Source organism: Bacillus sp. WMMC1349, assembly GCF_013155385.1.
Lineage (GTDB): Bacteria > Bacillota > Bacilli > Bacillales > Bacillaceae > Bacillus.
The window spans coordinates 3,694,300-3,720,197 of record NZ_JABJUQ010000007.1; the positions used below are offsets into that span (position 1 = coordinate 3,694,300).

Genomic DNA, 25,898 nt, shown 5'->3' on the forward strand with positions numbered 1-25,898 from the left:
TACAAGTGCAAATGGATACCTAATATTCACAACAAAAATAACTTTGACTAAGAAAGGGATGTTACAGTGAACATCAAAAAAATAGTATTGTTTATGCTCGCCCTAATATTAACTTTTGGTGTAGTAATTGGTTTTAATATATATCGTAACGTAGCAAAATCAGCAGATAAAATGTACGAACCTCTACAAAGGGATTCCGAGCAGCAACATGCTCCGGACGGTCCGATATCATTTCTTTTGCTAGGAGTAGATGAGCGGCCGGGTGATAAAGGGCGAACGGATTCTATGATTGTAGTAACGGTTAATCCAGACACCAAAAAAACCACAATGACAAGCATTCCACGTGATACGAGGGTATTTATGCAATCGAAGAATACCTATATTAAAATGAATGCGGCATACACTCATGGTGGAATTGAAGGAACTGTTAAAACGGTCGAACAATTTTTAAATATTCCAATCCATTATTATATTAAAGTCAATATGGAAGGTTTTAAAGATATTGTAGATGCCATTGGCGGAATCACGGTGAATAGTCAACTTGATTTTACCCTTGAAGGAGTGCATATAGCTAAAGGGAAACAACATATCAACGGAAAAGTTGCTCTTAAATATGCTCGGATGAGAAAGGATGATCCTCGTGGTGATTTTGGACGTCAACAGCGTCAACGTGAGGTCATCAACCAAATTATTCATGAAGGTACACAATTAAAATCATTAACAAACTATCAAAGTATTTTAACAGCGTTAGAAAAAAATGTAAAAACAAATTTAACACTGGACAAAATGGCTGCTATTCATGGTTCTTATAAAGACGCTGTTAAAGATATTGAACAAATAGAAATTGGAGGTGAGGATAAAAAAGTAGATGGTTTATGGTACCATATTGTTCCTGAGAAAACGAAAAAGGAACTTTCCGAAAAACTTCGCCAGCAGATGGACATCAAATCATAGTCTTTTATTAGTAATGAGCTAGCAGGGAAAAACTCAAAGCAACTGAAATTCAATTTTCTCACGCAGATATCGCTTATATCGACCAATTATCTGAATGAATAAAGGCTGTCCAATCGTCAAAAAATTGACTTATTGGACAGCCCTTTTCTATTTTTTCGCAAACAAATCTTGTGACAATCTGATCATATCCCGACACTGTATGCCGTTTTCAAAGATTTCTTCATTGTAATGTCTGATAAAAAAATTTTGATCAACACCTGTTATTCTAAAACCGCATTTTTGGTAAAGTGCTAGTTGCCCGATGCTCGAGTTTCCTGTTCCAACTTCAAGCGTTTTGTATCCCCTTGACTTCGCGACTTGAATCGCATGTAAGATTAACTGCTTGCCAATCCCTTGATTCTGCATGGTTTCACTAACTGCAAGATTGACTAACTCGACAGTTTCAGGTCTTGTCGGGAGCAGCACATATACTCCAATAATTTTCTGGTCATGTTCAGCTACAAAGCATTCTCCTCTTTGCACATATTTTTCTACAAGCGATTCAGAAGGGTCAGCTAGCAACAATAAACTGATTGGCGGTTTCTCGTCTTGATCAAGTTTTCGAATGTTCATGTTTAACTCCCCTTTATTTTCTGCTTTGGTTTTCATGTTCGGCTTTGTTCAACCATATGTACCCCATTTTTAGATTTTAATCCTTCTTACATATGTTAGAAATTTGAAGAAGGTGATCCTGAGGTGGAAGATGCCTCTGGGACCGATGATGACCATTTCGAAAGCCGAGTGTTCGAAAACAAACAGGAGTCGGGTTTCCACTGATGGACAGCTTTTCATAATGCCAACAAAAAAGCTTGCCGACTAAGCACTTTTTGCGACTTTGTCGACAAGCTGATACACCGTTAAGCCATCACCTTGCAAATATCATTCGTAAACTGAACAGGGTCTTCGATTGGTAAGCCTTCTATTAAGAGAGCCTGATTGTATAAAAGATTTGTATATAGAATGAATTTGTCTTTGTCATTTTCAAAAGCGGTTTTTAACGTTTGGAATACACTATGGTTCGTGTTAATCTCAAGGACTTTGTCCGCTTTGACATGTTGATTATCAGGCATTGCATTTAAGATTTTTTCCATTTCGATGGTGACTTCGCCATCAGCAGCAAGGCAGACAGAATGTGATTTCAATCGTTTTGATGCTCTGACACTTTTCACTTTATCAGCCAATGTTTGTTTCATTTCATCGAGAATTTCTTTATACTGATTCTCATCTGTATCTTGTTGGTTTTGATCTTCTTCAGTGTCGATTCCCAAGTCACCGCTTGATACAGATTTAAATTCTTTCTCTTGATATGTTGCTAACATTTTAATGGCAAATTCATCGATATCTTCGGTAAAGTATAGCATTTCATATCCTTTGTCGGTGACCACTTCTGTTTGTGGAAGTTTTTCAATTCGATCATATGAATCCCCTGATGCATAATAAATATATTTCTGATCCTCTGGCATTCTTGCAACATATTCATCAAGTGTGACAAGCTTCTTCTCTTTCGATGAATAAAATAAAAGCAAGTCCTTCAATGTATCTTTATGGGCGCCAAAATCGTTATATACGCCAAATTTGATCTGTCTGCCAAATGAGTTATAAAACGACTCATACTTTTCTCTATCATTCTTTAATAAGTTTTTGAGCTCGTTTTTAATTTTCTTGCTAATGTTTTTCGCAATTCGTTTTAGTTGTCGATCATGCTGCAGCATTTCTCTGGAAATATTAAGCGATAAATCTTCAGAGTCGACCATTCCCTTTACAAAACTGAAGTGGTCGGGAAGCAGATCAGGGCATTTATCCATAATCAATACACCGTTTGAATAAAGCTCCAAGCCTTTTTCAAATTCCTTTGAATAATAATTAAACGGAATACTTTCTGGAATATATAAAATGGCATGGTATCTGACAGCACCATCGACACTTGTATGGATATGGGCAAGAGGCTTGTCAAAACCGTAATGCTTTTCTGAATAAAATGCCTGATAATCTTCATCTGTTAATTCATTTTTATTTTTTCTCCAAATTGGTACCATACGGTTGACCGTCTGTTCTTCGATGACTTCTTCAAATTCATTTTCTGCATCTTCTTTCGGTTTATTGACCGTTACATCCATCTTGATTGGGTAGCGGATGAAATCAGAATATGTTTGAATGACCGTTTTTAGGCGATGTTCTTCTAAATATTCATCATAATTCTCATCTTCCGTGTTCTCTTTCAGCTTCAGAATGATATCTGTCCCGACTGAATCTTTTTGACACGGCTCAATCGTATATCCATCAGCACCTGAAGATTCCCATTTAAATGCCTCATCACTGCCAAGTGCCTTACTAATGACTGTCACCACATCAGCAACCATAAAAGCAGCATAAAATCCGACACCAAACTGACCGATAATGTCATAACCGTCTTTCACTTCATTTTCATGTTTAAACGAAAGAGAGCCACTCTTTGCGATCGTTCCGAGATGTTCTTCAAGCTCTGCTTTTGTCATTCCGATTCCAGTATCTGAAATCGTTAACGTTCTGTTTTCTTTGTCAGCCGAAATCTTGATATAATAATCAGCTTTGTTGAATGTTAGCGATTCATCAGTGAGCGCTTTATAATAGATTTTATCGATCGCATCACTTGCATTTGAGACAAGCTCCCTTAAAAAAACTTCCCTTTGTGAATATATAGAGTTGATCATGATGTCTAACAATCTTTTAGACTCTGCTTTGAATTCCTTTTTACTCATCTATCTCTCTCCTTTTTAAAAAACAATCGTCCATGTTGTTCACAATTTAAATACCATATCATGAATTTAATGTCAATCAATCAACGTGTGTGTGGATGACTAAAAATGGGGGAATTTGCCCGCTTTCCGCGGGAGTCTCGCCATTCCCCCTGATTCATGTTGAAAAAGGATTTTTCAGACAGCTTTTTTATCCTTTAATTCGATATTACAAGCTCATTGATCACATGAGCAACACCATTTTCACTATTTGATGTTGTTTCATAATCGGCACATGCTTTTACTTCTGGAATGGCATTTCCCATTGCAACTCCACAGCCCGCCCATTTGATCATTGTTAAATCGTTCCCATTGTCGCCAATAGCCATCACTTCATGACGACCAATTCCAAGCAATTCTGCTAATTTCTTTACTGCATTGCCTTTACTCACGTTAGGATGAAGAACTTCACAATAAAAAGGTGCGCTTTTGACCATTGTATAACGCTGTTTCATATCTTCAGGTACAGAAGCAATTGCTCTGTCCAACTTGGCTTCCTCATTAACAAACATCACTTTTGGCACAAGGATATCTTCTGGCAGTTCCTCAATTGTCCTGAACTTCAGCTGAACTTGAGTGATATATGATTCGTGAATGGTATATGGACTGATATCCCGATTTGGTGTATATAGATAAGCAGAGTCAAAAAAATGCATCGGTGTTTTTAATTTTTGACTAAGCTCATATAAATCTTTCACATCTTGATAGCCTAGTGTTAATTCGGAAACGACTTCCTCTGTGTACGTATTTTGAACGAGTGCCCCATTATAAGCGATTACATAATCGCCATCTTCATTTAAATCCAATTCTTTCAAGTAGCGACTGACACCGCCGAGCGGGCGTCCGGTGCAAAGGACGACCTTGACACCTTTTGCTTTTGCAGCATGGAGTGTATGTTTGACTTCGTCTGTTACTTCATGCTGTTCATTTAACAATGTTCCATCCATATCGATTGCAATTAGTTTATACATGTTCCACTCTCCTGATGAATTTTAAATCTTATGACCTAGTATTATCATAGGTCTTTTCAGTTAATTTTTCACTAAGATATTTTAAACAGCAAAAGACAGTCTCATTTAGAGACTGTCTGACTTAAAAGATTTCTTGAAGAATTGGATCTTCATCCAAAATGCGGAGCGCTTTTTCACGATACGCTTTCTCATGCAGATATGTATAACGGTTAGGCTTTATCGTATCAGAAATACGAATCGCCTCACGATATTCTTCTTTATCCATACCAAGCGTTTTAACATAATCAAAAAAGCCTGTCCTCGTAAACACTTTTTCAATCCGTTCAGCACGATGATCCTGTACATGAGCCATAATATAGGTGGCAATTCCCACTTGAATACCGTGCATTTGCGGTTTCTTCGAAATCTTATCTAGTGCATGTGAGATGAGATGTTCTGATCCGCTGATTGGTGCGCTATTGCCGCTAATTTCAGTGGCGATCCCCCCCATTGTAAGCGAGCTGACCAGTTCCTTTAAAAACACTGGTTGTTTGATGTCCTGCATCGGTGTTCGGACGAAACTGTTGACTGCTTTTTTGCTTAGCATCGCAGCAAAAGCATCAACATCACCAACTCCGTGCTGTTCCTCAAACTCCCAATCATAAAGAGCGGTAATATTAGACATTAAATCGCCCACACCAGCCAAAATGAACCAGTCAGGTGCTTTTTGAATAATACTTAAGTCAGCGATGATTCCATAAGGTACCCTTGCCGGAACCGTTGTTTTCTTTCCATTAATATTGAGCGAACAATTGCTGCTCGCGAACCCATCATTAGATGCCGAGGTCGGCACACTGATAAACGGAATCCGTTTAGAAAATGAAATATATTTCCCATAATCAACAACAGAACCGCCGCCCATACCAATGATAAGATCGAAATTACCTATCGAAAATGCTTTTTCAAGCAAATCTTTAACATCCAGGTTTGGAGCCAATCGAAGGCATTCGATATCTATATTTTGAAAAGAATTTTTGATTTGATGCTGATACTGCTGATGTGAAAACTCATCAAAAAACATGATCACTTTAGAAAACCGGTGCTTTTCCAAAATCGCTTCAAGCCGCTCAATGACACCTTCACTTATTTCTAAAACAGCGGGGATCGCAATACTTGTGACCTGATGTGACATTAGCGGATCAGCCCTTTTTCTTTTAAATATTCTTCAATTTCTACGAATGATTCAACAGCGACAAATGGAACATTTCGTTCACGCAATAAGTCTTGTAGCGCATCTTTAGCAAACGTCATATCAGCATATTTGGCCGGATGTGAATCAGGTTCACTGTCACCAGCAAAATAAATCGTCTCATAGTCTTGTTTAAGTTTCTGAATGACTTTAGATTTATCGATACCATAACGCTCAGAATAATGCCAATGATTTTCATCAATTGTCATATGTACATTGTCCTCTTGAAAGAAACCTTTGTTTGAATATACTTCAACATCTTTAATGCCATATTTCTTCAAGATATAGTGAATATAATAATCCGTACCCGCACTTAAGACATAAAAGTCTCCGCCGTTTTCTTGGACATGCTTAATGAACTCTGGTACATATTCATCAATCGGAATAGAATGGATATCTTCGACAATTTTTTCTTCGCTTTGGTTGATCGAAGCAAAAACCGCACTAAGGAATTCAATATCTTTCAACTCTCCTGTTTTCCACTTTTTAAACAATTCGCGACCTTCGGGAAAATATTTATCAATAACCATCCAGTAAAAGTCTTGTTTAGAAATCGTTCCATCAAAGTCTGACACAAATGCCCATTTCTTCATGCTGCATACCTCTTTTCTCTGGATTTAAAATATTAGATTCATTATACAGAAAGTTTGTGAACAATCGCACATTATTATATTTCTTTTTTGTGTACTTTATTTTACATAGTGAATATTCTTTCTTTATGATATCTCCTTTCATAGCTTATAATAACAAACTATCCAAAATAACCATAATCATACTCGATTCTTTGTACCAAAAGGGTGGACGCACAAAAGCCTTTTTGTTATATTTGAAATGATAATGAAACTCATTATCACTTACACTGTCGTGAGGATGATAAAATTTGAAAACAAATAAACTTGCCTTAGGATTCATCATGATCATGCTGTTATTTGTCACAGCTTGCAACAACACAACAAAAACAACGGAAAGTCATAAAGCAGCAGAGACAAGATCCTACCAGTCAACACGGGGAGATGTCGACATCCCGACACATCCGAAACGGATTGTCACCGATTTTTACGCAGGTGAATTATTGACTGTCGGAGCAAATGTTGTCGGCTCAGGATCATGGTCTTTTAAAAATCCTTTTCTTAAAGATCAGCTAAAAAGCGTCACTGATTTGGGTGACCCGATCAATGTTGAGAAAGTCATGAAACTGAAGCCTGATCTCATTGTCATCATGAAAGAGGATAACTATGAAAAACTGTCGAAAATTGCACCAACTGTTGTCATTCCTTATAACACCACAAAAAATATTCAAGAAACTGTCAAAATGTTTGGTGATATTACAGGTGAGAAAGACAAAGCAAAACAGTTTCTTGCTAATTTTGATCAAAAATCTAAAAATGCTCGTCAAAAAATTGCTAAGGTCATTGACAAAGATGCCACATTTGGTATTTATGAAAATACAGATAAAGGGAAGTTCTGGGTCTTTCATGACAATGGCGGACGCGGTGGACAAGCTGTTTATAACGCACTTGGCTTAAAAGCCCCTGATCAGATTAACAAAGACATCATCAAAACAGGAGAAATGAAGGAGCTCTCACTAGAAGTTATTCCTGAATATGCTGCCGATTATATGTTCATCACTGATTACAATCCCAATGGTGACAGTAAAACACTTGCCAAGCTTAAAGAATCTTCAATTTGGAACAACCTAGAGGCTGTTAAACAAAACCGTGTTTTTATAAATGACTTTAATACTTTCTATCCATACGATCCGATTTCTGTTAGCAAACAAGTTGATTTAATTACCGAGATGTTAGTAAAACGTGCAAAGGAAAATAAAACGAAATAAAGGAGCAATCTAAAAAGTCCTTTATCAACATGAATCAGGGGGATTGCGAGACTCCTACGGGAACAGCGAGCAAATTCCCCCATTTTTATTCATCCACAATACTTTCAGGACATCCCCTTTATTTTTTGGAGAAGTGATCAATGAGAAATTTTGTTATCAATGAAAAAAGCAAACAATATTGGTGGGAAGGAGAAGGGCAATTATCTCTTAAAACATTTGCGAATGGAAAAGCATTTTATAAAACGAATCACGGGTTTTTTTCTGTTGAAGAACATCGTTACTTACTTCTCAATGAAGGTGACTATACAATTACCATTGATGAACAAACTGAAACAGAAGCATTCTGTATTTTCTTCAAGCACGGTTTTGCCGGAGAAGTTTTCCGATCGTTTGCTGAGTCTGCTGACCAGCTTCTTACCGACCCATTCAAGACGAGCGCCTCTATTCACTTCTTTGAAAAAACGTATCGAAGTCAACGATTATCAGATCAGATTCACCTGTTTAAAAAGTCATTCACTCCCGATCATAACAGTGATGAGCCTTATCATTTTCTGATGCAGGCTCTCTTATTTGAACATTGTGACAGCAGAATCGATAACAGCTGTCCGACGTTCGAGAAGAATTATATAGAAGAATTAGCATAGCACATGAATTTATTAGAGCATTTTTTCATCAGCACATCCACTTACAAGACATTGCCCAAGCTTCTTGTGTTTCACAAAACCATCTGCTAAGAACCTATACCAGAATATATGGTATGACCCCTCATCAACACATGACAGATTTAGAATCAGAAAAGCGAAAGATCTATTAGCGAAACAAGAACTCAACATGACCGAAATCTCCTTTGAACTTGGCTTTAACAATCCTGTCTCATTTCATAAAATGTTCAAACAACATGTTGGCCTTTCTCCACTTCAATATCGAAAAAAAGTGATTTTGGATAGGAATTGCTGACGATAACTTTATTAAAATGAGGAAAAACATCAAAGGAGAGATTGAAGTGGACATTCAAAAAGTAAAACAAATTGGGATTCCTGTTCATGATCTAAAAAGAGCGATATCCTTGATGTACTAGGCATGTCTCTAATGTTTCAGACAGAACAGATGGCTTTCTTTCAGTGCAATGAACTGAGGCTTTGCCTAAGCATTTCTGAAAAAGCCGAATTTGCTCGCTCAAGCTCTATCATCTATTTTCAAGTGAATGACTTAACAGCAGCATATGAGGAGCTTGTAAACAAAGGGGTTACATGTCTTGATCAGCCACATATTGTTGCAAAAATGGAACAGACAGCAACATGGATGACCTTTTTTAAAGATACGGAGGATAATATCCTTGCTTTGATGTGTGAAGTGGCACAGTGATTGGAACGATTTATTTTGAAGGTCATAAGAAAATGGGGCTGTCTAAAAAGTCCTTTATCAACTTGAAGAGGGTATTGTGAGACTCCTGCGGGAACAGCGAGCCAGGCGAGACCCCGCAGGAGCAAGGAACGAGCTCCAAGGAGGCTCGCGGATCGCCCGCGGAAAGCGAGCAAATTCCCCTCCACACTACTTTCAGGACAGCCCCATTCCAAATTGTTAGCTGTTTTTCACTTTCACCTGATCACAAGCCGATTGACATGAGCGTCTTAGTTCACATGCAGCACATTTTCCCTTGCGGCTTCTTTTCACTAATTTAAAGAGTGTCCATGCCGCATATCCGAAGATCAATGCTCCAATTGCTATATTAAACAGCATGCTGCCACTTCCTTCTTATGATAATCCAAATAATTTTCCACCTTGATAAATAAGAAACACCAATGCATATGCAATGACAAGTCCATAAATAATCGATAAGTATGTCCATTTTTTCGAATCGGTTTCTTTTCTGATCACAGCTACTGTTGCTAAGCATGGGACATATAAAAGAACAAATACCATAAATCCGTAAGCAGCCAATGGTGAAAATTGTTGTGCCATCATGCCCTGCAATTGTTCTTCAGGCACGAAATAAATGATGCTCATTGAAGCTACTACCACTTCTTTCGCAAGAAATCCTGTCAGCAATGATGCGGCAGCTTGCCATGTTCCAAAGCCGAGGGGTATTAAGATCGGCGCAATCACACCGCCAATCATCGCCAAAAAGCTGTCATCCATCTCTACACCTGTTCCACCTGGTCCTGTATAGGATAAGAGCCAAATCAGAACAGATCCGCCAAAAATGTATGTTCCTGCTTTACGGACGAACCCTTTGCCTTTTTCCCATGTGGAACGCCATAATGTACGAGCCTGTGGCAATCGATATGGCGGTAACTCAATGACAAAAAATGATTTTTCTTCTTTTAGTTTTGAAGAAGATAAAAACTTGGCCAATATCAAAGCGGCAACAATTCCCAATACATATAGTGAAAGGACGACTAAAGCCTGATGCGCCGCAAAAAAAGCTCCTGCAAACAGAGCGTAAACCGGCAGTCTTGCCGAACATGACATAAACGGTGTCAACATAATGGTTAACAGTCTTTCTTTTGGTTGTTCAACAGTTCTGGCTGCCATGATCCCAGGGACGTTACAGCCAAAGCCGATGATTAACGGAATAAACGCTTTTCCATTTAACCCGATCGCCTCCATTAGACGATCCATGACCATTGCCACTCTTGCCATATATCCGGAATCCTCTAAGAGCGATATAAAGAAAAACAAAATAAATATTTGCGGGACAAATACAAGGACACCGCCTACACCTGCTATAATACCATCAAGTATAAGTGCTTCGATAAACGGGCTAGCACCCATTGACGATAAAGCTGATTGTGTCCAATCTGTCAGCTGTCCGCCGATAAACCCATCAAGTGCATCTGATAATGGAACTCCAAACCAGTCAAAGGTTAACATAAACATAAGATACATAAAGCCTAAGAAAATCGGGATGCCTAATACTTTGTTGGTGACAATCGCATCAACTCGTTCAGTAAACGTTAATTTACCGGCTGATTGAAATTCAATTGACTCATCTATCACATGTTCAATGTACTGTTCCCTGACATGATGAATATGCTGGGATAAAGACCTTGCCGCAAGCTGATCTTCAGCAGCTTGGCAAATGTTTTCTAATTGTTCTGCCTCTGCAAGGGTCTCCAACCGTTTCTTCATGTTTGAGTTTCCTTCAAAATATTGAAGAGCCATCCAGCGTTTTGAAATTTCAGGCTGATCCGGGATGATCAATTCGAGCTGGTGTATCGCTTGTTCGACAGCTTCACCGTAATCGATGACCAACGGTTTTAGCGGTTGATTTTTTGCCGATCCTAAATGCTGACTGAGTTCATTACACCCTTTTCCGCTTCGCGCCACAATTGGAAGAACCGGAACTCCTAAAACTTTAGATATGTTCTGGTAATTGACGACAATACCGCGCTGCTTGGCGACATCCATCATATTTAAACCGATCGTCAGCGGCTTCCCAAATTCAAGCAGCTGAACAGTTAGATGGAGATTTCGTTTCAATTGTGATGCATCTACAATATTTAAGACTTCTGTAAATGATTCGTTTAATAAAAAATCGGTGACAACCCCTTCATCACGAGAAAGGGGACTTAATGTATATACACCTGGAAGATCGATCATCTTCCCTTGTTTGTTTCGGATGACCCCAACTTTTTTCTCTACAGTGACCCCGCTCCAGTTTCCAACATATTCATATGAACCTGTTAAAGCATTAAATAAAGAGGTCTTCCCTGTATTGGGATTTCCGAACAAGGCGATCTGTTGTTCGGTCATATTTTTTCAATCCTTATTTTTTTTGCATCATTTAATCGTATACTCATGCACTGCCCGCAAGTCTCAATCAAACAAGGGCCGCCAAACGGTAGCTTTTGTTTAATACAAACCTCGGCATCCTCTTTCAAGCCAAGGTGAATCAGTCTGCAATGGACCAACTCATTGACAGCTGAAAAATCTTTCACTCGCGCGCGCTCTTTCCGATTCAAATCTGTTAAAACCATCATGATGCCTGCCTCCACATCTGAAAATGATAATCGTTATCATTATCATACCTTAATCTATTATAGTAAACAAGTACTCTATTTTAAAAAAATAACACGTTTAACCAATACGATGCCTCACTTTTTGCTCTGTGCTTCTCAGCTTTGGCCGATATATTTTCCCTACTAACATATAACCGTATTTAAATTGATTAACAGTCCATGACAGCAGAACTGAACCGCCTAAACTGATGACAAACAACAGCACTCCAACTAGAACCGGATGAACAGTAGTGCCCTTAAAAAGGATCATTCCGGGTATCAGAAAGAAAGCATGCAATAAATAAATTGAGAAAGAACAATTGCTAATCGTTAAGATCAACCGTGGTACAGACTTTATTTTGGAAAATAAATGAAATAACAAGAAAATAACACTAGTCGAGTAAAATAAAATGTCAGGTCGTTTAGAGGAGACTGCAATATTTTGGTCGAAGTAAGTGATACTCACAATTGCAGCAGCTGTAATGATTGCGACTGTGTAGACGGTGTAACGATACTGATTCAAGATAGCCAAAAAGCGTTTGTAATCTCTTCCGCAATAATAGGCTAGACAAAAATAGAAAAGCCACCCAACAAACGGAACCCAGAAAAATGGAAATGGAGAATTCTTTGCCAAAACTGGCGGTTGAATGAATGTAAAGTAGCTTAAATAGGCAGCTGTAATCAAAAAAGAGATCGGCAACACCCATTTAGGCGACGCTTTTTCAAAAAAAGCATGAAAACACATATGGAGAAGATAAAATTGGAAGATGACAAGAATAAAGTAGCCAATGAAATTCCCAAGGAAAATGTTAGCGAACAGTTTTTTTACCATCGCCAAACCATCAACCTGCTGCGTCATCATACCTGTTAACAAAACAGCATCTAGCACAGCGATAAATAGAAAGGGAACAAAAATTGTTTTCAATCTCTTCTTTAAAAATCCTTGCGGTACATCATGGGGATAAGCATGTGAAAGTAAAAATTCAGAAATGAAAATAAATGCTGGTGTGCTAAACATGAGAAGCGTTCGAAAAGCTTCAACAATGCGAACTACATCACCTTGAGACTCCCCTGTGATCAGGACAACCATGGAAATCGTATGTAATAAAACAACGCTTAAACAGGAAACAAAACGTATTAAGAAAATCTCTTTCACCTGCACAATGACCACCACTCCTCTTCAAATGTAAACATTTACAAATTAGCATAAATATCCAATTTAAAAAAGAGCCCAATTGCTCAAGTTATCTCTTAAGAATAATCATAAATCAAACGGTTATAATACTAACGCTTTATAATAAACCGGAACTTTTAGGCAGGTGTACTTCAATATGAACAGTTTTGAATTGATTACGGCATTAATGCCGGTCTTGTCAGTATTTCTCTTTCTTGTAATTTTGCGTATGCCGGCATCAAGGGCAATGCCTGTCAGTTTCTTAGCAACTGCTTTATTAGCTTACTTTGTATGGAAGATGCCTATTATCCAAATTACAGCTGCATCGATTGAAGGTATCATTATTGCTATTTCAATTCTTTGGATTGTATTCGGTGCCATTCTATTACTCAACACCCTTACAAGCAGCGGTGCTTTAGATTCAATTCGCAACGGTTTCTCACAAATCTCAACTGACCGAAGAATCCAGCTCATTATTATTGCCTGGTTATTCGGTGCTTTTATCGAAGGCGCTGCCGGGTTTGGTACGCCTGCAGCGATTGGTGCACCGCTTCTTGTCGCACTGGGATTTCCTCCACTGGCCGCAGTCTCATTAGCTCTAATAGCAGATAGTTCGCCTGTATCATTTGGAGCTGTCGGAACACCGATGATTGTCGGGGTCAAACAAGGGCTAAATGAAGGTGGCTCTTTGGCGGAAGTTGTCCAAAGAGGGCTAGGGAATCAATCGATTGGTGAATACTTACAAGAAGTTGCCAGTACTGCTGTTTTTATCGATTTATTTATTGGAACGTTAATTCCTGTCATTATGGTCTGTATGCTAACCCGTTTTTTTGGAGAAAACCGCTCCTGGAAAGAAGGGTTTGTAGCAATTCCTTTTGCGATCTTTGCCGGATTATGCTTCACCATTCCTGCTTTTTTGGTTGCTACCTTTTTAGGGCCTGAATTTCCATCGATCATTGGCGGACTAGTCGGTCTAGCCATTGTTGTCCCCTCTGTTAAGCGCGGCTTTTTGCTGCCAAAAGAGACGTGGGACTTTCCAAAGAAAGAACAGGAAGCTAGCAGTCAACAACTCGATTATCAACAAGTGATGCCTCTGTGGCTTGCCTGGCTACCATACTTGTTTGTCGCTGCGTTTTTAGTGCTAACACGCCTTGAAGTTTTACCGTTAAAAGACTGGCTTCGTCAGTTTAAAGTTGGTTGGGGATCCATCCTGGGAACAAACATCAGCACCTTTTTTGAACCTTTTTATTTACCGGGATCCATCTTTCTTGTCGTCATTTTGATCACGATTTTTCTTCATAAGATGAGCCGGACAAGTGTCATTGAAACCGTAACAGGCTCAGCGAAAATGATGGTGGGAAGTGTCATCGCACTCGGAACTGCAGTCCCAATGGTAAGAATCTTTATTAACTCCGGTCTTAACAATGCTGATTTATTAAGCATGCCAATGGAATTAGCCACTTTTATCGCTAATGGGGTTGGAAAAGGCTGGCCATTTGTTGCACCATTTATTGGCGGACTTGGATCTTTTATATCAGGCAGTGCCACCTTTAGCAATATGATGTTTTCCTTGTTTCAGTTCAGCATTGCAGAACAAATTGATGCGGCACATCAAATTATTCTCTCTTTACAAGTACTTGGTGCGAATTCAGGAAATATGATTTGTGTTTTAAATGTCGTTGCAGCTGCTTCAGTTGTCGGTTTAATCGGCAAAGAAGGAACCATCATTCGCATGACACTCGGGCCAATGATTTTTTACTGTATTGCTGCTAGTCTTATCGGTTTTCTGCTTCTATAGCATGAAATGGTATGCATTCAATTCCAATTAAAACAATAGGTGACACCCGTCAATTCTTCAGATGTTTTCCATAACCGTTTAGCTAGCTGTGTATCATGAGTAAAAGTACTGGACTTCACTTGAACAGGGTAGCCTTTTCTTTCATTTATTCCTGAAGGGCCGAAGTACTCGCCTCCTTTTACGTCTTTGTCTGTAGCAGCTCTTAAAATAGGTAGAGCCCCCATTGATGCTGGCTGAGACATGAAATGAGCTATTGTCTTCATGAAAACATTTAAATGCTGTTGAAGATTCGTTACAGACCAGCCGGGATGCGCACATAATGATAGAATGGGGGCTTTGTGTTCTTTGAACTTTTTGTCGAGTTCATATGCAAAAAGAATATTGGCCAGCTTACTTTGAGCATAGGCAAGCTGTTTATCGTATGATGTTTCACATTGCAAATCTTCAAAAAAAATGTTGGCACCGTTCCATGCATTCGCCAAACTGCTAACTGTCACCACCCTAGCGGTTTCAGTACGCATTAACATTGGCATCAGACGCCCTGTTAACGCAAAATGACCCAGATGGTTCACACCAAATTGTAGCTCAAAACCATCCTTCGTTTTCCCAAACGGCGGCATCATAACACCGGCATTATTAATCAAAAGATCCAAATGATCATATCTATCTTCAAATTCTCGGCTAAAGGCTCTAATGGAATCCAAATCCGCTAGATCCAGCTTCATTGCTTCAATTTTAATGTTCATATTTTTTTGTTGAATCTCTTGTACTGCCTCTATTCCCTTGGCCATGTCCCTTACAGCCAACACCAAAATTGCACCTTTCTGAGCAAGAACACTTGCTTGTTCCAATCCAAGACCTGAGCTACCCCCAGTAATAATGGCAACTTTACCGCTTTGATCTTCTATATATTCTTCATTCCATCTCTGATTTCTCACAATTCCTCACCTCAAATAAAATTTAAGTACCATCAGTAACTTAAAAATAACATACCATCAGTAATTTAACAACAAAAAAAGAACACGCAAATGTTTTCGCGTATTCTTACGTTTGGTTTCCAATAAAACCCTTAATGTGAGCCTCTATCCCACGGGATACAACATATTCAAAACTATAGTTAATATTCATATATCGATACTCACTTAATATGTTTTCCATCACTTGATCCGTGTTTGTCAAAGACCAATGCGATGAAGCAAGCAAAAATGCATAGTATTGAATATAAAAGCCAGCCTGTATCGTCAGTTTCGGATATAGTTCAACAATTTTACCAGCAATATTTTGCTGTAATTGAATGTTTTTCTCCTTAAAAGTTCTTAAAAAACTTTCTGAGCTGTTCTTTTCTAGCGCAATTCCCAATAAAGGCATTAAATTCAACAGCTTTTCATGGTTCAGGTAAACCTTTACCCAACAATTTCCGACATGCTCCGGCATCGGGTTCATACTAAATGTCGAAAATTCTTCTATAAGGTTTTCATAAAAAAGCTCAAAAACATGACTGTATATGTCCAAAAAAATTTCTTCACGGCTGCTAAAATATCTGTAAATGCTCGGCTTACTGATCTGAAGCTCTCTAGCTATACTATTTAAGCTGATACTCTCATATTCCTTTTTTTCAAAAAGCTGATAGGCAGCATCTAAGATCTCTTTTTTTCTGAATTCAATTTGTTCCTTTGACCTTGCCCTTCTCCAAGTCACAAAAGTCACCTCAACTTACCGTCACTATCATATTCTTCATAAACTATATCATAAAAATATTGATCTTCATACCAGCCTATTTTATATTAAATCACAGCTTTTATTTGTTTGATATAGTAGAAACGGACAATGAAAAAGTAGATCAGCTGAATGACGGCAAACACACTAAGTACAGTTGCAGATTCGTTAAAAAGGTTATACTTAAACGCATGTGACAATGCTGTCAAGGCCACAGCACCGTGAATAAGTGCAACGATAATCGGGGCAAAGAATAGCATAGCAATTTGCCTATTTAATACTTTTTTTAGTTCTTTTTCAGTCAAGCCCATCTTGGATATGGCGGTAAACTTCTGTTTATCATCATCAACATCAGCGTAGAGGCGAAAATAAAGAAAACTTCCTGCAGAAACGAAAAAGACAATGCCAATAAATAAACCAACAAAGAAAATCGGTCCATAGTCCTTCTTCATTTGAAATACCTGTTGATCAACACCAGAAAATTTCGTAGACGGAATTTTTTTCAACAACTCTTCCCCAACACGAATTAAAGTTTTTTCATCTTCCTTTTGAACCTGCCATGCATAAAAGTGTTCCTTATTTTTTTGTTCTATCAATTGTTTGTAATCAGCATCTGTGACAAGATAATATTGTTCTTCTGCGAAGGCTCTTGATTTTATCACTTGATCAGCTTGAAGCTGTTTACCTGATTGAAGATCGATCGGTTGATGAAGCAATTTCTGTTCCTTGCTATATGGAAATCCCTTATAACCGACTGCTACCGCTTTTCCCTTCGACAGTTGGATCTTCTTCTCCCCAATCAGTGCTGCAAACCGGTTAAAATCAGACTGTTGCACAATCAGTTGTTCCTGACCTTTCACATGAAAGTACTTCAGTGTCATATGAGCTGTTTTTGCCTGAATATCGTATTGTTTTAACGTTTTATTGATCAAATCGACATCTTTAGCTTCTGTCTTATCCTCTCCTTTTGTGTTATAAGTAAAGGTATTGGGATGCCAGTTCCTTATCGAGCTGTTAAAAAATGATTGAAGTCCATATAGTGTTCCAATCGCACAAAATGCAACAGTTGAAATAATCGCAACCATAAAAAATGTTCGCGCATTATCTTTCATGCGATAAGAAAGATCAGAAAACAAAATCATATTTGTTTTTCGCCAAAAAAGGGTTTCCTGTCCCTTCAATTTACGAATAACATAAACGCTCAACTGGGTAAAGAAAAGATAAGTTCCAATGGTTACGACGATTGTCACGGGCAACACAGCAAAAAAAACGCCATTCCCTTTCGTGATTAATGCAACGACATAACCTGCTCCAAGGAATATCGCAGCTAAGATCGTCAGTAAGATAGATGCCTTTGGTTCACCTTTTGACTGCTTATCCCCTTTTAACAAATTAAGAAGCTTTTCACTGCGCAGAATTAAAGCAACGAAAAAGGAAATAAATAAGAACAATACAATAAAAGACACAAAAGTCACAATGATTGCCAGCAGTGGAAAGTAAAAATTGAGTTTTTCATTAAACAACAAAACTTTTTCAGCGATTAGTAAGATTAATTTTGCAAAGACCAAACCTAGAGTGATGCCCCCAATCGTAGCAAAACATCCGATAAGCATATTTTCCAGAAAGACCATCAACCTGATTTGACGCATTGACATTCCCTGAATCATTAAGATCCCAAACTCTTTTTTCCGCGATTTCAGAAATGCACTCATCGAATATAAAACAAAGAAAAAGGAGAAAACATAGATGATGCCCCCAGCAACTTTGAGACCGAAGAGCGATTTTTTCCCAAGCCCTGAATGAAAAACATCTCCACTAATCACCGGATGGAAAGCAAATAGCGCAAATGTAAAAAACACCATCACCATAAACATACTACTGAGAAAGTAAGCAACATAGAGTCGTTTATTACGAAGAACGTTATTAAACGCGAACTGACGAAAAGTCATTTGCGTCCCCTCCCATTAAAGAAAGCGTATCAAGAATCTTCTGGAAGAAGGCTTGACGATGATCACCGCGGTTCATTTCCGAATATAGTCTACCATCCTTAATAAAAATGACCCGATCACAATAACTGGCAGCCTGCGGATCGTGTGTGACAAGCATCATCGTTGCTTTTTCATGATGATTAATCGATTCAAGCATTTCCATAACATCTTTAGATGACTTGGAATCGAGATTTCCGGTCGGCTCATCGGCAAGCAACAGTTTTGGTGTATGGATCATCGCCCTTGCCACTGTAGCTCTTTGTGCTTGCCCACCTGATATCTCATATGTCCGTTTTTTCATGATATTTGTAATACCCAGCTTTTCAGCTATTTGTTTGGCTTTTTGTTTCATTTCCCCAACCTTTTCTCCGTCTAATGTCAAAGGAAGAACAATGTTCTCTTCAACTGTCAATGTGTGCAGAAGGTTAAAGTCTTGAAAGACAAAACCAAGTTCTCTGCGGCGAAACTTAGCCAGTTTTTCTTTATTAAGCAAATGCGGATTCTCACCGTTTATCAAGATTTCACCTGTTGTTGGTTCATCAATTGTTGCAATCAAATTTAGAAGCGTTGTTTTTCCGCTTCCAGATGGACCCATGATCCCGACAAATTCTCCTTCATCAATGGTCAAGTTAATATCTGTTAACGCCCGGTATGCGATTTTCCCTTCATAAACCTTACTAACTTGTTTTACTTGAAGCATCACAAGATCTCCTTTCATTTTTGATCTGTGACTAGTTTACCTTGATGGGCAAATAAGCACTATCGATTTCTCTTTCACTTTCATTACATTGATGTAAGGTTTTGTGTCGATGTAAAAACCATTCGAATCGTTGTCCCTTTCCCTTCCTCAGACTCAAGTTCAAGCCGATGACCAAGATAATCAGCTGCGGTTTTTGTGACATAAAGCCCCATCCCCGTTGATTCTCTATGCTGACGACCATTCTCACCCGTAAAAAACGGAGCAAATACCCGTTTTTGATCTTGAGCAGGAATACCAATCCCAAAGTCAGTCACTTCCAGTACAGCTTCAGCGTTTTTTTCGTAAGTTGAAATGAGAATCGACTGACTTTTGCCTGATGAATATTTGACAGCATTGTTAATCAACTGCGATAACATGAAAAACAGCCACTTTTCATCTGATTCAACGAAGATTTCTTGCAACTCCAGTTTTGGATACACTTTGTTGCGAATGTAAAACCGTTTGTTATCTTGATTCACCTCATGAATCATATCTGATATGTTGACCGCTTTAACTTGAAAGTCTTCCTCGATCACACGAAGACGAGCCATATATAAAATTGTATAGAGACCTGTCTTTATTCGCTCTGTCTCTTCGCGAATACTAGAAGACTCGGGTTCATCAAGATTTTGAGCCGTCAATTCGATAACAGACAATGGTGTTTTCATTTGATGCACCCATTGCTCCATAAAAGTAAGCTGTTCTTTCTGCCCTAGTTCTAATGTTTTTAATTCGTGTCGATAGTGTTTATATTGACTTTTCAACAGCTGTTCTAGCGCCTCTGAAATAGGGGCTTGTTCTATTTTTCTCACAGATTCATCAAGGGTTGCTATCGGCTGACTAAGGCGCTGATAGAACTTGCGACGCGTACAATAATGGTAAATGAGATAACCGCCAAGAAAGAAAAAACCAAGGAAAACAGCATATAATGCCGGTCTTATGTTCTGATATCCATCAAGCCAGTACACCAATAACATCACGAAAAATTGCAGCGTCTGAATGGCAATCAGTAAATAGTGCTCCTTAAGAAAAAGCTTCATTCCTCTCACGCCTTTCCCCAAGAGATATTGAGACGATAACCAGCACCTCTGACCGTTTCTACAGCATCTTCTATGCCTAATTCTTGGAATTTTTTCCTAACTCGTGCCATGTTCACATTAAGTGTATTTTCATCAACATATGCCTGGTCATCCCACAGTTTCGCAAGTAAGTCTTCACGGCCTGAAATTCTTGGATAACGTTCCATAAGGCTTTCGATAATATCAGCTTCTTTTTTTGTTAAACTAGTGGTTTTGGTACCTAAGATCAGTTCAAGTCTTTCTGGAAAAAACCGCAATCCTTCTTTTTCTAAAAGGCGTTCATCTGCTTTTGCCGCATATTCTCCATATGCCCGCCGAAGCTGGCTGCGGATCTTTGCCATGACAATCTCAGCGTAAAAGGGCTTTGTGATAAAATCATCTCCACCATTTTCCAGCGCCATCACCTGATCCATTTCACCTGTTCGCGCAGATATGAATAGCACAGGACAAATCGATTCTTTCCGTATTTGCCGGCACCAATAATAGCCGTCATAACTGGGCAGATTGATATCGAGCAGAACAAGATGCGGTTGTTCGCTTTTAAAGACATCTATGACATGGTCAAAATCTTTAATAACATGTACAGCATATCCGTATTTTTCAATGTGAGAACGAAGAAGATCGGCGATTTTCGGGTCGTCTTCAACTATCATAATTTTTTGCATTTTTTTCACTCCTGTTGATCGTTATATGTAGAGCAAAATTTGTCGTATATAGCTATGATACCAAGTCTTGAGGCGAAGTATTGATATTCTTTCTCGTGAAGAATTGATGAATCACTAAAAATAAAAAGAACGTCAGAGCCAATCCATTGAACTGTCCTCTTCCGATTCCACTGCCACATGATTTTTCTAAACATAAAAACTCCCCTAATATGATCTTAGGGGAGCACAACAGTCTTTAATATTTAAAACGATTTACAATCGTTTGCAGCTCTTCAGCCAAATGTGATAATGATTCGGCTGCATACGAGATTTCTTCCATTGAAGCTAACTGTTCTTGTGTTGATGTAGCAACACCCTTTGTACTTGATGTTGTTTCTTTTGTTTCAGTAGCTAAAGTATCAACCGCGTTTTGAACCACTTCGACACCTGATGTAAGCTGCTGAGTTGCTGCAGCTACCTCTTGAATTTGTGAAGTAACCTGTTCAACTAGATCAAGGATTTCATTGAAATTCCCCGTTGTTTCTTTAGAAAGAGCAATCCCTGAACTTACATTTTCTTGAACAACCTTAATATTATTTACCGTTTCTACTGATTCGTTTTGGATGGTCGATACTAAAGCTTTAATATGATTAGCAGATTTATTTGTTTCATCCGCTAACTTCCGTACCTCTTCTGCCACTACTGCAAACCCTTTTCCTTGTTCTCCGGCTCTTGCGGCTTCAATTGCGGCATTAAGCGCTAATAAATTGGTCTGCTCTGAAATATCTGTGATCAGTGAGGAAATATCGCTAATCTCAGCGGTACTTGACACTAATGCTTGCAAACCACTTCCAGCTGAATCTACCGATTTATCAATGAAATTCATTTGATCTAACATTTTATTGACAGAGTGAGCACCTATTTCAGCCTTATCTCTCATTGAAGAGGAAAGATCAGCAATGTTCCCTGTATTTGAGGCAACATTTGATAACCGTTCTAATAACTCATTGATAGATTCTGAACTTTTATCAGTCATTGAACTTTGCTTTGCATTACTTGCAGAAATAGCCAGCATAGATTCAGAAATTTGCTCAGAAGTCGATTTAGATTCTTCCGCACTTGCTGACAATTCTTCAGATGATGCAGCCACTTGTTCAGAAGAACTGCTAATTTGCTTAACAATCTGGGTTAATGATTGCAAGAAGGCGTTGAACGACTGAGCGAGCTGACCAAACTCATCTTTATTTTTGACAACAACCTCTTTTGTTAAATCAGCCTCTCCATGTGCAATATCCTCTAGTTGCTGATTAAGACTTCTAAGCGGTAATAAAATAGATTTTAAGAGTGATAGCCCCATAATAATCCCGACAATCGTTGAAACGATTGTAATTGTAATAATAATCCCTTCACTCATTTTCCCATTATCGCGAACTTCCTCTTTTAGAGCATCAACATCTTGATCAAGGCTTTCGACTAATTTATTAACAGATGGGTCCAAAACTTCTTTTCTTAATTTACGTTCTTCTCCAAAGTGAAGTGATTCAGCTTCTTTCGGACTTGAAGAATAAGCTTTTAATACTTTTTGATTCAAATCCCAAAACGCATTAAAGTTTTCTTTAATTTCGTCAACATTTGTTTGATATTCCTCATCATGGATCAATCCCTTGACTTCCTCAAGGCTTTTCAAGACATCGTCCGCTTTCTCCTGCATCCCTTCGCCAAATTCTTTATCACCTGTAATAATAAAACCTCTTTCATCATTTGAAAGACCTGCTAAGCGATATTGAATATGTTTAATTTCTTTTTGAAATTCCATTTTATCCTTAAGCACTTCATTTTTGTTAATCGTCGAAGATGTCACAAAAATAGAGGTACCACCAATTGCAACAATCGAAACAACCAAAATCGAAATAATACCCAACAATTTCGTTTTGACTTTCATTCCATCTATCCTTCCTTCACTATGTCATCTATGGTTGTAATATCGACAAATTTCATCAAAACTTGAAATTATCTGTACTGGAATGTATTGGACTGAAGGATAAAATAGAAAAGGAACTGTCCTGAAAGTCGTGTGGATGAATAAAAATGGGGGAATGTGCTCGCTTTCCGCGGGAGTCTCGCAATTCCCCCTGATTTATGTTGAAAGGACTTTTTAGACAGCCCCCTTGTTTTTATTTATAGAAATGAGTAAAATAGTCGTTTGTTTCAGCAACAACTACTTTCCAAAGAAGCAAAAGCGCAATTAAGTTAGGAATCATCATTAAAGCATTCGCCATATCTGCAAATGCCCATACTGTAACAAGGTTGGCTACTGTCCCAATTCCACAGGCAAAAATGTAAATGAGGCGGTAACCAAGAATTCCTTTAGAACCTGCCAAATATTCAAAGCATTTTTCGCCGTATACATACCAGCCAACAATGGTAGAAAACCCAAAGAAAATCACAGAAAGCGAAACAATATATTCACCCACTGTCCCAAGAACAGAAGCGAAGGCAGCACTTGTTAATGCCCCACCTTCTAGTGTCGCATCATGTGGGACACCGGAAAGCATGCCGCCAGATGGATCCCAAAATCCCGTAATGAGAAGGGTGATACCTGTCATTGTACAAACAACAATTGTAACAATAAATGTGCCTGTCATGGCGACAAGGGCTTGTTTGACCGGATGATCAGCACGGGCATTGCCAGCAATTAATGCAGCTGTTCCCAAACCCGCTTCATTTGAAAATATCCCTCGGGAAACCCCGTTACGAATGGCTTCAGAAACAACGATTCCAAGAAACCCGCCTGCTGCTGCTACCGGATGAAAAGCATAATGAAAAATCATTTCAAAAGCGGGGATAATCATATCATAGTTTAAGATGAGAATGAGGATGGCTCCACCCATGTAAAGGAAAGCCATAATTGGCACAAAGAAACTAGCAACTGTACTAATGCGTTGAATCCCACCAAAAATAATAAAACTGACGAGTACAGCTAAAATGACACCTGTCACCCAGTCGGTCAGTCCAAAACTTTTGCTAGTGACATCAGCAATTGTATTCGATTGTACACTGTTGCCAATTCCTAAAGCGGCAAACGCACCAAATAGTGCAAAGGCGATTGCAAGACCTTTAAATTTTCGCCCAAGACCGCGTTCAATATAGTACATTGGACCGCTTGAATACTCACCTTTATCATTTTTAACGCGATATTTAACAGCAAGTAATGCTTCTGCATACTTTGTTGCCATACCAAATAAGCCGACGATCCACATCCAAAAAATAGATCCTGGACCCCCTAATGTTAAAGCTGTAGCTACACCTGCAATATTTCCATTACCAATTGTCGCAGCCAATGCAGTCATCAATGCTTTAAAATGACTGACATCCCCTTCTGCTGCTGCATCCTGATGATCTTCTTTGCCAAATCCCAATTTAAATGCATAAATAAGCCGACGAATTTGCAGTCCTTTCAACACAATCGTTAAAAATAAGCCTGTCCCAAATAATAAAATTAAGCTGGGTGGTCCCCACAGAACATTATTTATCCCCTTTAAAAATCCCAAAATATTCAAAATATTCCCCCCTGAACAATCCTTTGTTGCTCTGATATTTTAACATAGTCACTTTTGCTTATGTTTGTTAAGGAAAACAAAATGAAAACGCTTACTTTTTGTTTTTTAACAAACCTTCATCACATAAAAAAATAGATTGTTAAAATAAACAAAATACCGCTTTCATTTTTTGTTTTACACATAATGTACATCACAAATGTTAGCTTTATACTTACGGTATAACACATTTAATTAAAGGGGATGTTCATGATGAGGATCGGGATTCCAAAAGAGATTAAAAATAATGAAAATCGTGTCGCTATTACCCCAGCTGGTGTTGTGGCACTTATCAAAAATGGGCATCAAATATTAATAGAACAAGGCGCTGGTATTGGTAGCGGTTTCAATGATGCTGATTATCGAGAAGCTGGTGCAGCAATTATTCCGCAAGCCTGCGATGTATGGGCAAATGCAGAAATGGTGATGAAAGTCAAAGAACCGATTAGCTCTGAATATGGCTACTTCCGTAAAGGTTTGATCCTATTCACATATTTGCATCTAGCTGCTGAACCTCAGCTGGCGAAAGCACTGTTAGACAGCGGTGTTACTGCAATCGCATATGAAACTGTCGAAGTCAACCGAACCCTACCATTACTAACACCAATGAGTGAAGTAGCTGGACGAATGGCAACACAAATCGGGGCACAATTCCTTGAGAAATCAAAAGGTGGAAAAGGGATTCTTTTATCAGGTATACCGGGAGTAAAACGCGGAAAAGTCACGATTATCGGCGGCGGTACAGTTGGTACAAATGCAGCCAAAATGGCAATTGGTCTTGGTGCAGATGTGACCTTGATTGATTTAAACGCAGAGCGGCTGCGCCAGCTTGATGATCAGTTTGGTAAAGATATTCAAACACTCATGTCTAATCCGCTTAATATCGAAAGTGCTGTGAAAGAATCCGATCTTGTGATCGGTGCTGTCTTAATTCCTGGTGCAAAAGCACCTAAATTGGTGACAGAAGAAATGATTAAGTCAATGTCACCGGGTTCCGTTGTTGTGGACGTTGCAATTGACCAAGGTGGTATTATCGAGACCGTTGACAAGATCACAACTCATGATAACCCAACTTATACGAAACATGGTGTTGTTCACTATGCCGTCGCAAATATGCCTGGTGCCGTACCACGTACATCTACAATCGGATTAACAAACGTAACCATTCCTTACGCAATCCAAATTGCCAACAACGGGGCACAAAAAGCGGCCGCTAACCATCCGGCATTAGCTCTCGGTGTCAATGTTGCCAATGGTGAAATTACTTACCCTGCCGTCGCCCGTGACCTTGGCTACCATACTGTAACTGTCGAAGATGCGTTTCGAAAAGTGCTAACTGTTTAACAATATGATCACCCTT

At 38.7% G+C, this 25,898-nt stretch carries 22 protein-coding genes and 2 pseudogenes; 6 read left to right on the top strand and 18 right to left on the bottom strand.

Annotated elements, in window-relative coordinates:
• Positions 1-72 precede the first annotated feature (72 nt).
• A complete protein-coding gene (locus HOO54_RS21205; RefSeq protein ID WP_309244917.1) occupies positions 73-954 on the top strand; it encodes an LCP family glycopolymer transferase in 882 nt (293 codons plus the stop codon).
• Positions 955-1,101: 147 nt separating this feature from the next.
• On the opposite strand, the gene HOO54_RS21210 is transcribed toward HOO54_RS21205, so the two are convergent.
• The 5 genes from HOO54_RS21210 to HOO54_RS21230 form a co-directional block, all read right to left on the bottom strand.
• A complete protein-coding gene (locus tag HOO54_RS21210; protein ID WP_172298839.1) occupies positions 1,102-1,566 on the bottom strand; it encodes a GNAT family N-acetyltransferase in 465 nt (154 codons plus the stop codon).
• A gap of 284 nt (positions 1,567-1,850) precedes the next feature.
• Positions 1,851-3,731 (bottom strand): molecular chaperone HtpG, encoded by a 1,881-nt coding sequence (gene htpG / locus HOO54_RS21215; protein WP_172298841.1) that lies wholly within the window; start codon positions 3,729-3,731, stop codon positions 1,851-1,853.
• 194 nt (positions 3,732-3,925) lie between these two features.
• Positions 3,926-4,738, bottom strand: a complete 813-nt coding sequence (gene yidA / locus HOO54_RS21220) for a sugar-phosphatase (protein ID WP_172298843.1) — start codon at positions 4,736-4,738, stop codon at positions 3,926-3,928.
• 121 nt (positions 4,739-4,859) lie between these two features.
• Complete coding sequence (locus HOO54_RS21225) at positions 4,860-5,909, bottom strand: iron-containing alcohol dehydrogenase family protein (RefSeq protein ID WP_172298845.1); 1,050 nt, start codon at positions 5,907-5,909, stop codon at positions 4,860-4,862.
• Entirely contained in the window at positions 5,909-6,559 is a 651-nt protein-coding gene (locus tag HOO54_RS21230; RefSeq protein ID WP_172298847.1) for an MtnX-like HAD-IB family phosphatase, read from the bottom strand. The genes HOO54_RS21225 and HOO54_RS21230 overlap by 1 nt, the downstream gene beginning before the upstream one ends.
• Before the next feature lie 287 nt (positions 6,560-6,846).
• Here HOO54_RS21230 and HOO54_RS21235 point away from each other — a divergent pair, with 287 nt between their 5' ends.
• The 3 genes and pseudogenes from HOO54_RS21235 to HOO54_RS21245 all read left to right on the top strand — a co-directional run bounded on the left by HOO54_RS21235 (position 6,847) and on the right by HOO54_RS21245 (position 9,168).
• Complete coding sequence (locus HOO54_RS21235) at positions 6,847-7,803, top strand: iron-hydroxamate ABC transporter substrate-binding protein (RefSeq protein ID WP_172298849.1); 957 nt, start codon at positions 6,847-6,849, stop codon at positions 7,801-7,803.
• A gap of 140 nt (positions 7,804-7,943) precedes the next feature.
• A pseudogene (locus HOO54_RS21240) lies at positions 7,944-8,760 on the top strand (helix-turn-helix transcriptional regulator).
• A 16-nt stretch (positions 8,761-8,776) separates the two neighbouring features.
• Positions 8,777-9,168: pseudogene (locus HOO54_RS21245) on the top strand (VOC family protein).
• A gap of 216 nt (positions 9,169-9,384) precedes the next feature.
• Here HOO54_RS21245 and HOO54_RS21250 read toward each other — a convergent pair.
• The 4 genes from HOO54_RS21250 to HOO54_RS21265 form a co-directional block, all read right to left on the bottom strand.
• Positions 9,385-9,543 (bottom strand): FeoB-associated Cys-rich membrane protein, encoded by a 159-nt coding sequence (locus tag HOO54_RS21250; protein WP_172298851.1) that lies wholly within the window; start codon positions 9,541-9,543, stop codon positions 9,385-9,387.
• Positions 9,544-9,558: 15 nt separating this feature from the next.
• Entirely contained in the window at positions 9,559-11,559 is a 2,001-nt protein-coding gene (feoB, locus tag HOO54_RS21255) for a ferrous iron transport protein B (RefSeq protein WP_172298853.1), read from the bottom strand.
• The gene (locus HOO54_RS21260) at positions 11,556-11,786 is read right to left on the bottom strand and encodes a FeoA family protein (protein ID WP_253907728.1); all 231 of its coding nucleotides are present in this window, start codon (positions 11,784-11,786) and stop codon (positions 11,556-11,558) included. The genes feoB and HOO54_RS21260 overlap by 4 nt, the downstream gene beginning before the upstream one ends.
• Before the next feature lie 97 nt (positions 11,787-11,883).
• Complete coding sequence (locus HOO54_RS21265) at positions 11,884-12,966, bottom strand: acyltransferase family protein (RefSeq protein ID WP_172298855.1); 1,083 nt, start codon at positions 12,964-12,966, stop codon at positions 11,884-11,886.
• A 169-nt stretch (positions 12,967-13,135) separates the two neighbouring features.
• Between HOO54_RS21265 and HOO54_RS21270 the strand changes: the two genes are divergently transcribed.
• A complete protein-coding gene (locus HOO54_RS21270) occupies positions 13,136-14,776 on the top strand; it encodes an L-lactate permease (protein WP_172298857.1) in 1,641 nt (546 codons plus the stop codon).
• Between the two features lie 17 nt (positions 14,777-14,793).
• On the opposite strand, the gene HOO54_RS21275 is transcribed toward HOO54_RS21270, so the two are convergent.
• The 9 genes from HOO54_RS21275 to HOO54_RS21315 all read right to left on the bottom strand — a co-directional run bounded on the left by HOO54_RS21275 (position 14,794) and on the right by HOO54_RS21315 (position 24,502).
• Positions 14,794-15,714, bottom strand: a complete 921-nt coding sequence (locus HOO54_RS21275) for an oxidoreductase (RefSeq protein WP_172298859.1) — start codon at positions 15,712-15,714, stop codon at positions 14,794-14,796.
• 106 nt (positions 15,715-15,820) lie between these two features.
• Positions 15,821-16,474, bottom strand: a complete 654-nt coding sequence (locus tag HOO54_RS24975; protein ID WP_172298861.1) for a TetR/AcrR family transcriptional regulator — start codon at positions 16,472-16,474, stop codon at positions 15,821-15,823.
• An 86-nt stretch (positions 16,475-16,560) separates the two neighbouring features.
• Positions 16,561-18,441, bottom strand: a complete 1,881-nt coding sequence (locus HOO54_RS21285; protein WP_172298863.1) for an ABC transporter permease — start codon at positions 18,439-18,441, stop codon at positions 16,561-16,563.
• A complete protein-coding gene (locus tag HOO54_RS21290) occupies positions 18,416-19,180 on the bottom strand; it encodes an ABC transporter ATP-binding protein (RefSeq protein WP_172298865.1) in 765 nt (254 codons plus the stop codon). The genes HOO54_RS21285 and HOO54_RS21290 overlap by 26 nt, the downstream gene beginning before the upstream one ends.
• Before the next feature lie 83 nt (positions 19,181-19,263).
• The gene (locus HOO54_RS21295) at positions 19,264-20,259 is read right to left on the bottom strand and encodes a sensor histidine kinase (protein WP_172298867.1); all 996 of its coding nucleotides are present in this window, start codon (positions 20,257-20,259) and stop codon (positions 19,264-19,266) included.
• Positions 20,260-20,264: 5 nt separating this feature from the next.
• Positions 20,265-20,963, bottom strand: a complete 699-nt coding sequence (locus HOO54_RS21300; RefSeq protein ID WP_172298869.1) for a response regulator transcription factor — start codon at positions 20,961-20,963, stop codon at positions 20,265-20,267.
• Between the two features lie 5 nt (positions 20,964-20,968).
• Entirely contained in the window at positions 20,969-21,157 is a 189-nt protein-coding gene (locus HOO54_RS21305) for a hypothetical protein (protein ID WP_172298871.1), read from the bottom strand.
• A 41-nt stretch (positions 21,158-21,198) separates the two neighbouring features.
• On the bottom strand, positions 21,199-22,884 hold the full coding sequence (locus tag HOO54_RS21310) for a methyl-accepting chemotaxis protein (protein ID WP_172298873.1): 1,686 nt from the start codon (positions 22,882-22,884) through the stop codon (positions 21,199-21,201).
• 232 nt (positions 22,885-23,116) lie between these two features.
• Entirely contained in the window at positions 23,117-24,502 is a 1,386-nt protein-coding gene (locus tag HOO54_RS21315; RefSeq protein ID WP_172298875.1) for an alanine/glycine:cation symporter family protein, read from the bottom strand.
• A 249-nt stretch (positions 24,503-24,751) separates the two neighbouring features.
• On the opposite strand from HOO54_RS21315, the gene ald reads away from it, so the two are divergent.
• Positions 24,752-25,882 carry an alanine dehydrogenase gene (gene ald, locus HOO54_RS21320; RefSeq protein ID WP_172298877.1) on the top strand — a complete coding sequence of 377 codons (1,131 nt, stop codon included), beginning with the start codon at positions 24,752-24,754 and terminating at the stop codon, positions 25,880-25,882.
• Positions 25,883-25,898 lie beyond the last annotated feature (16 nt).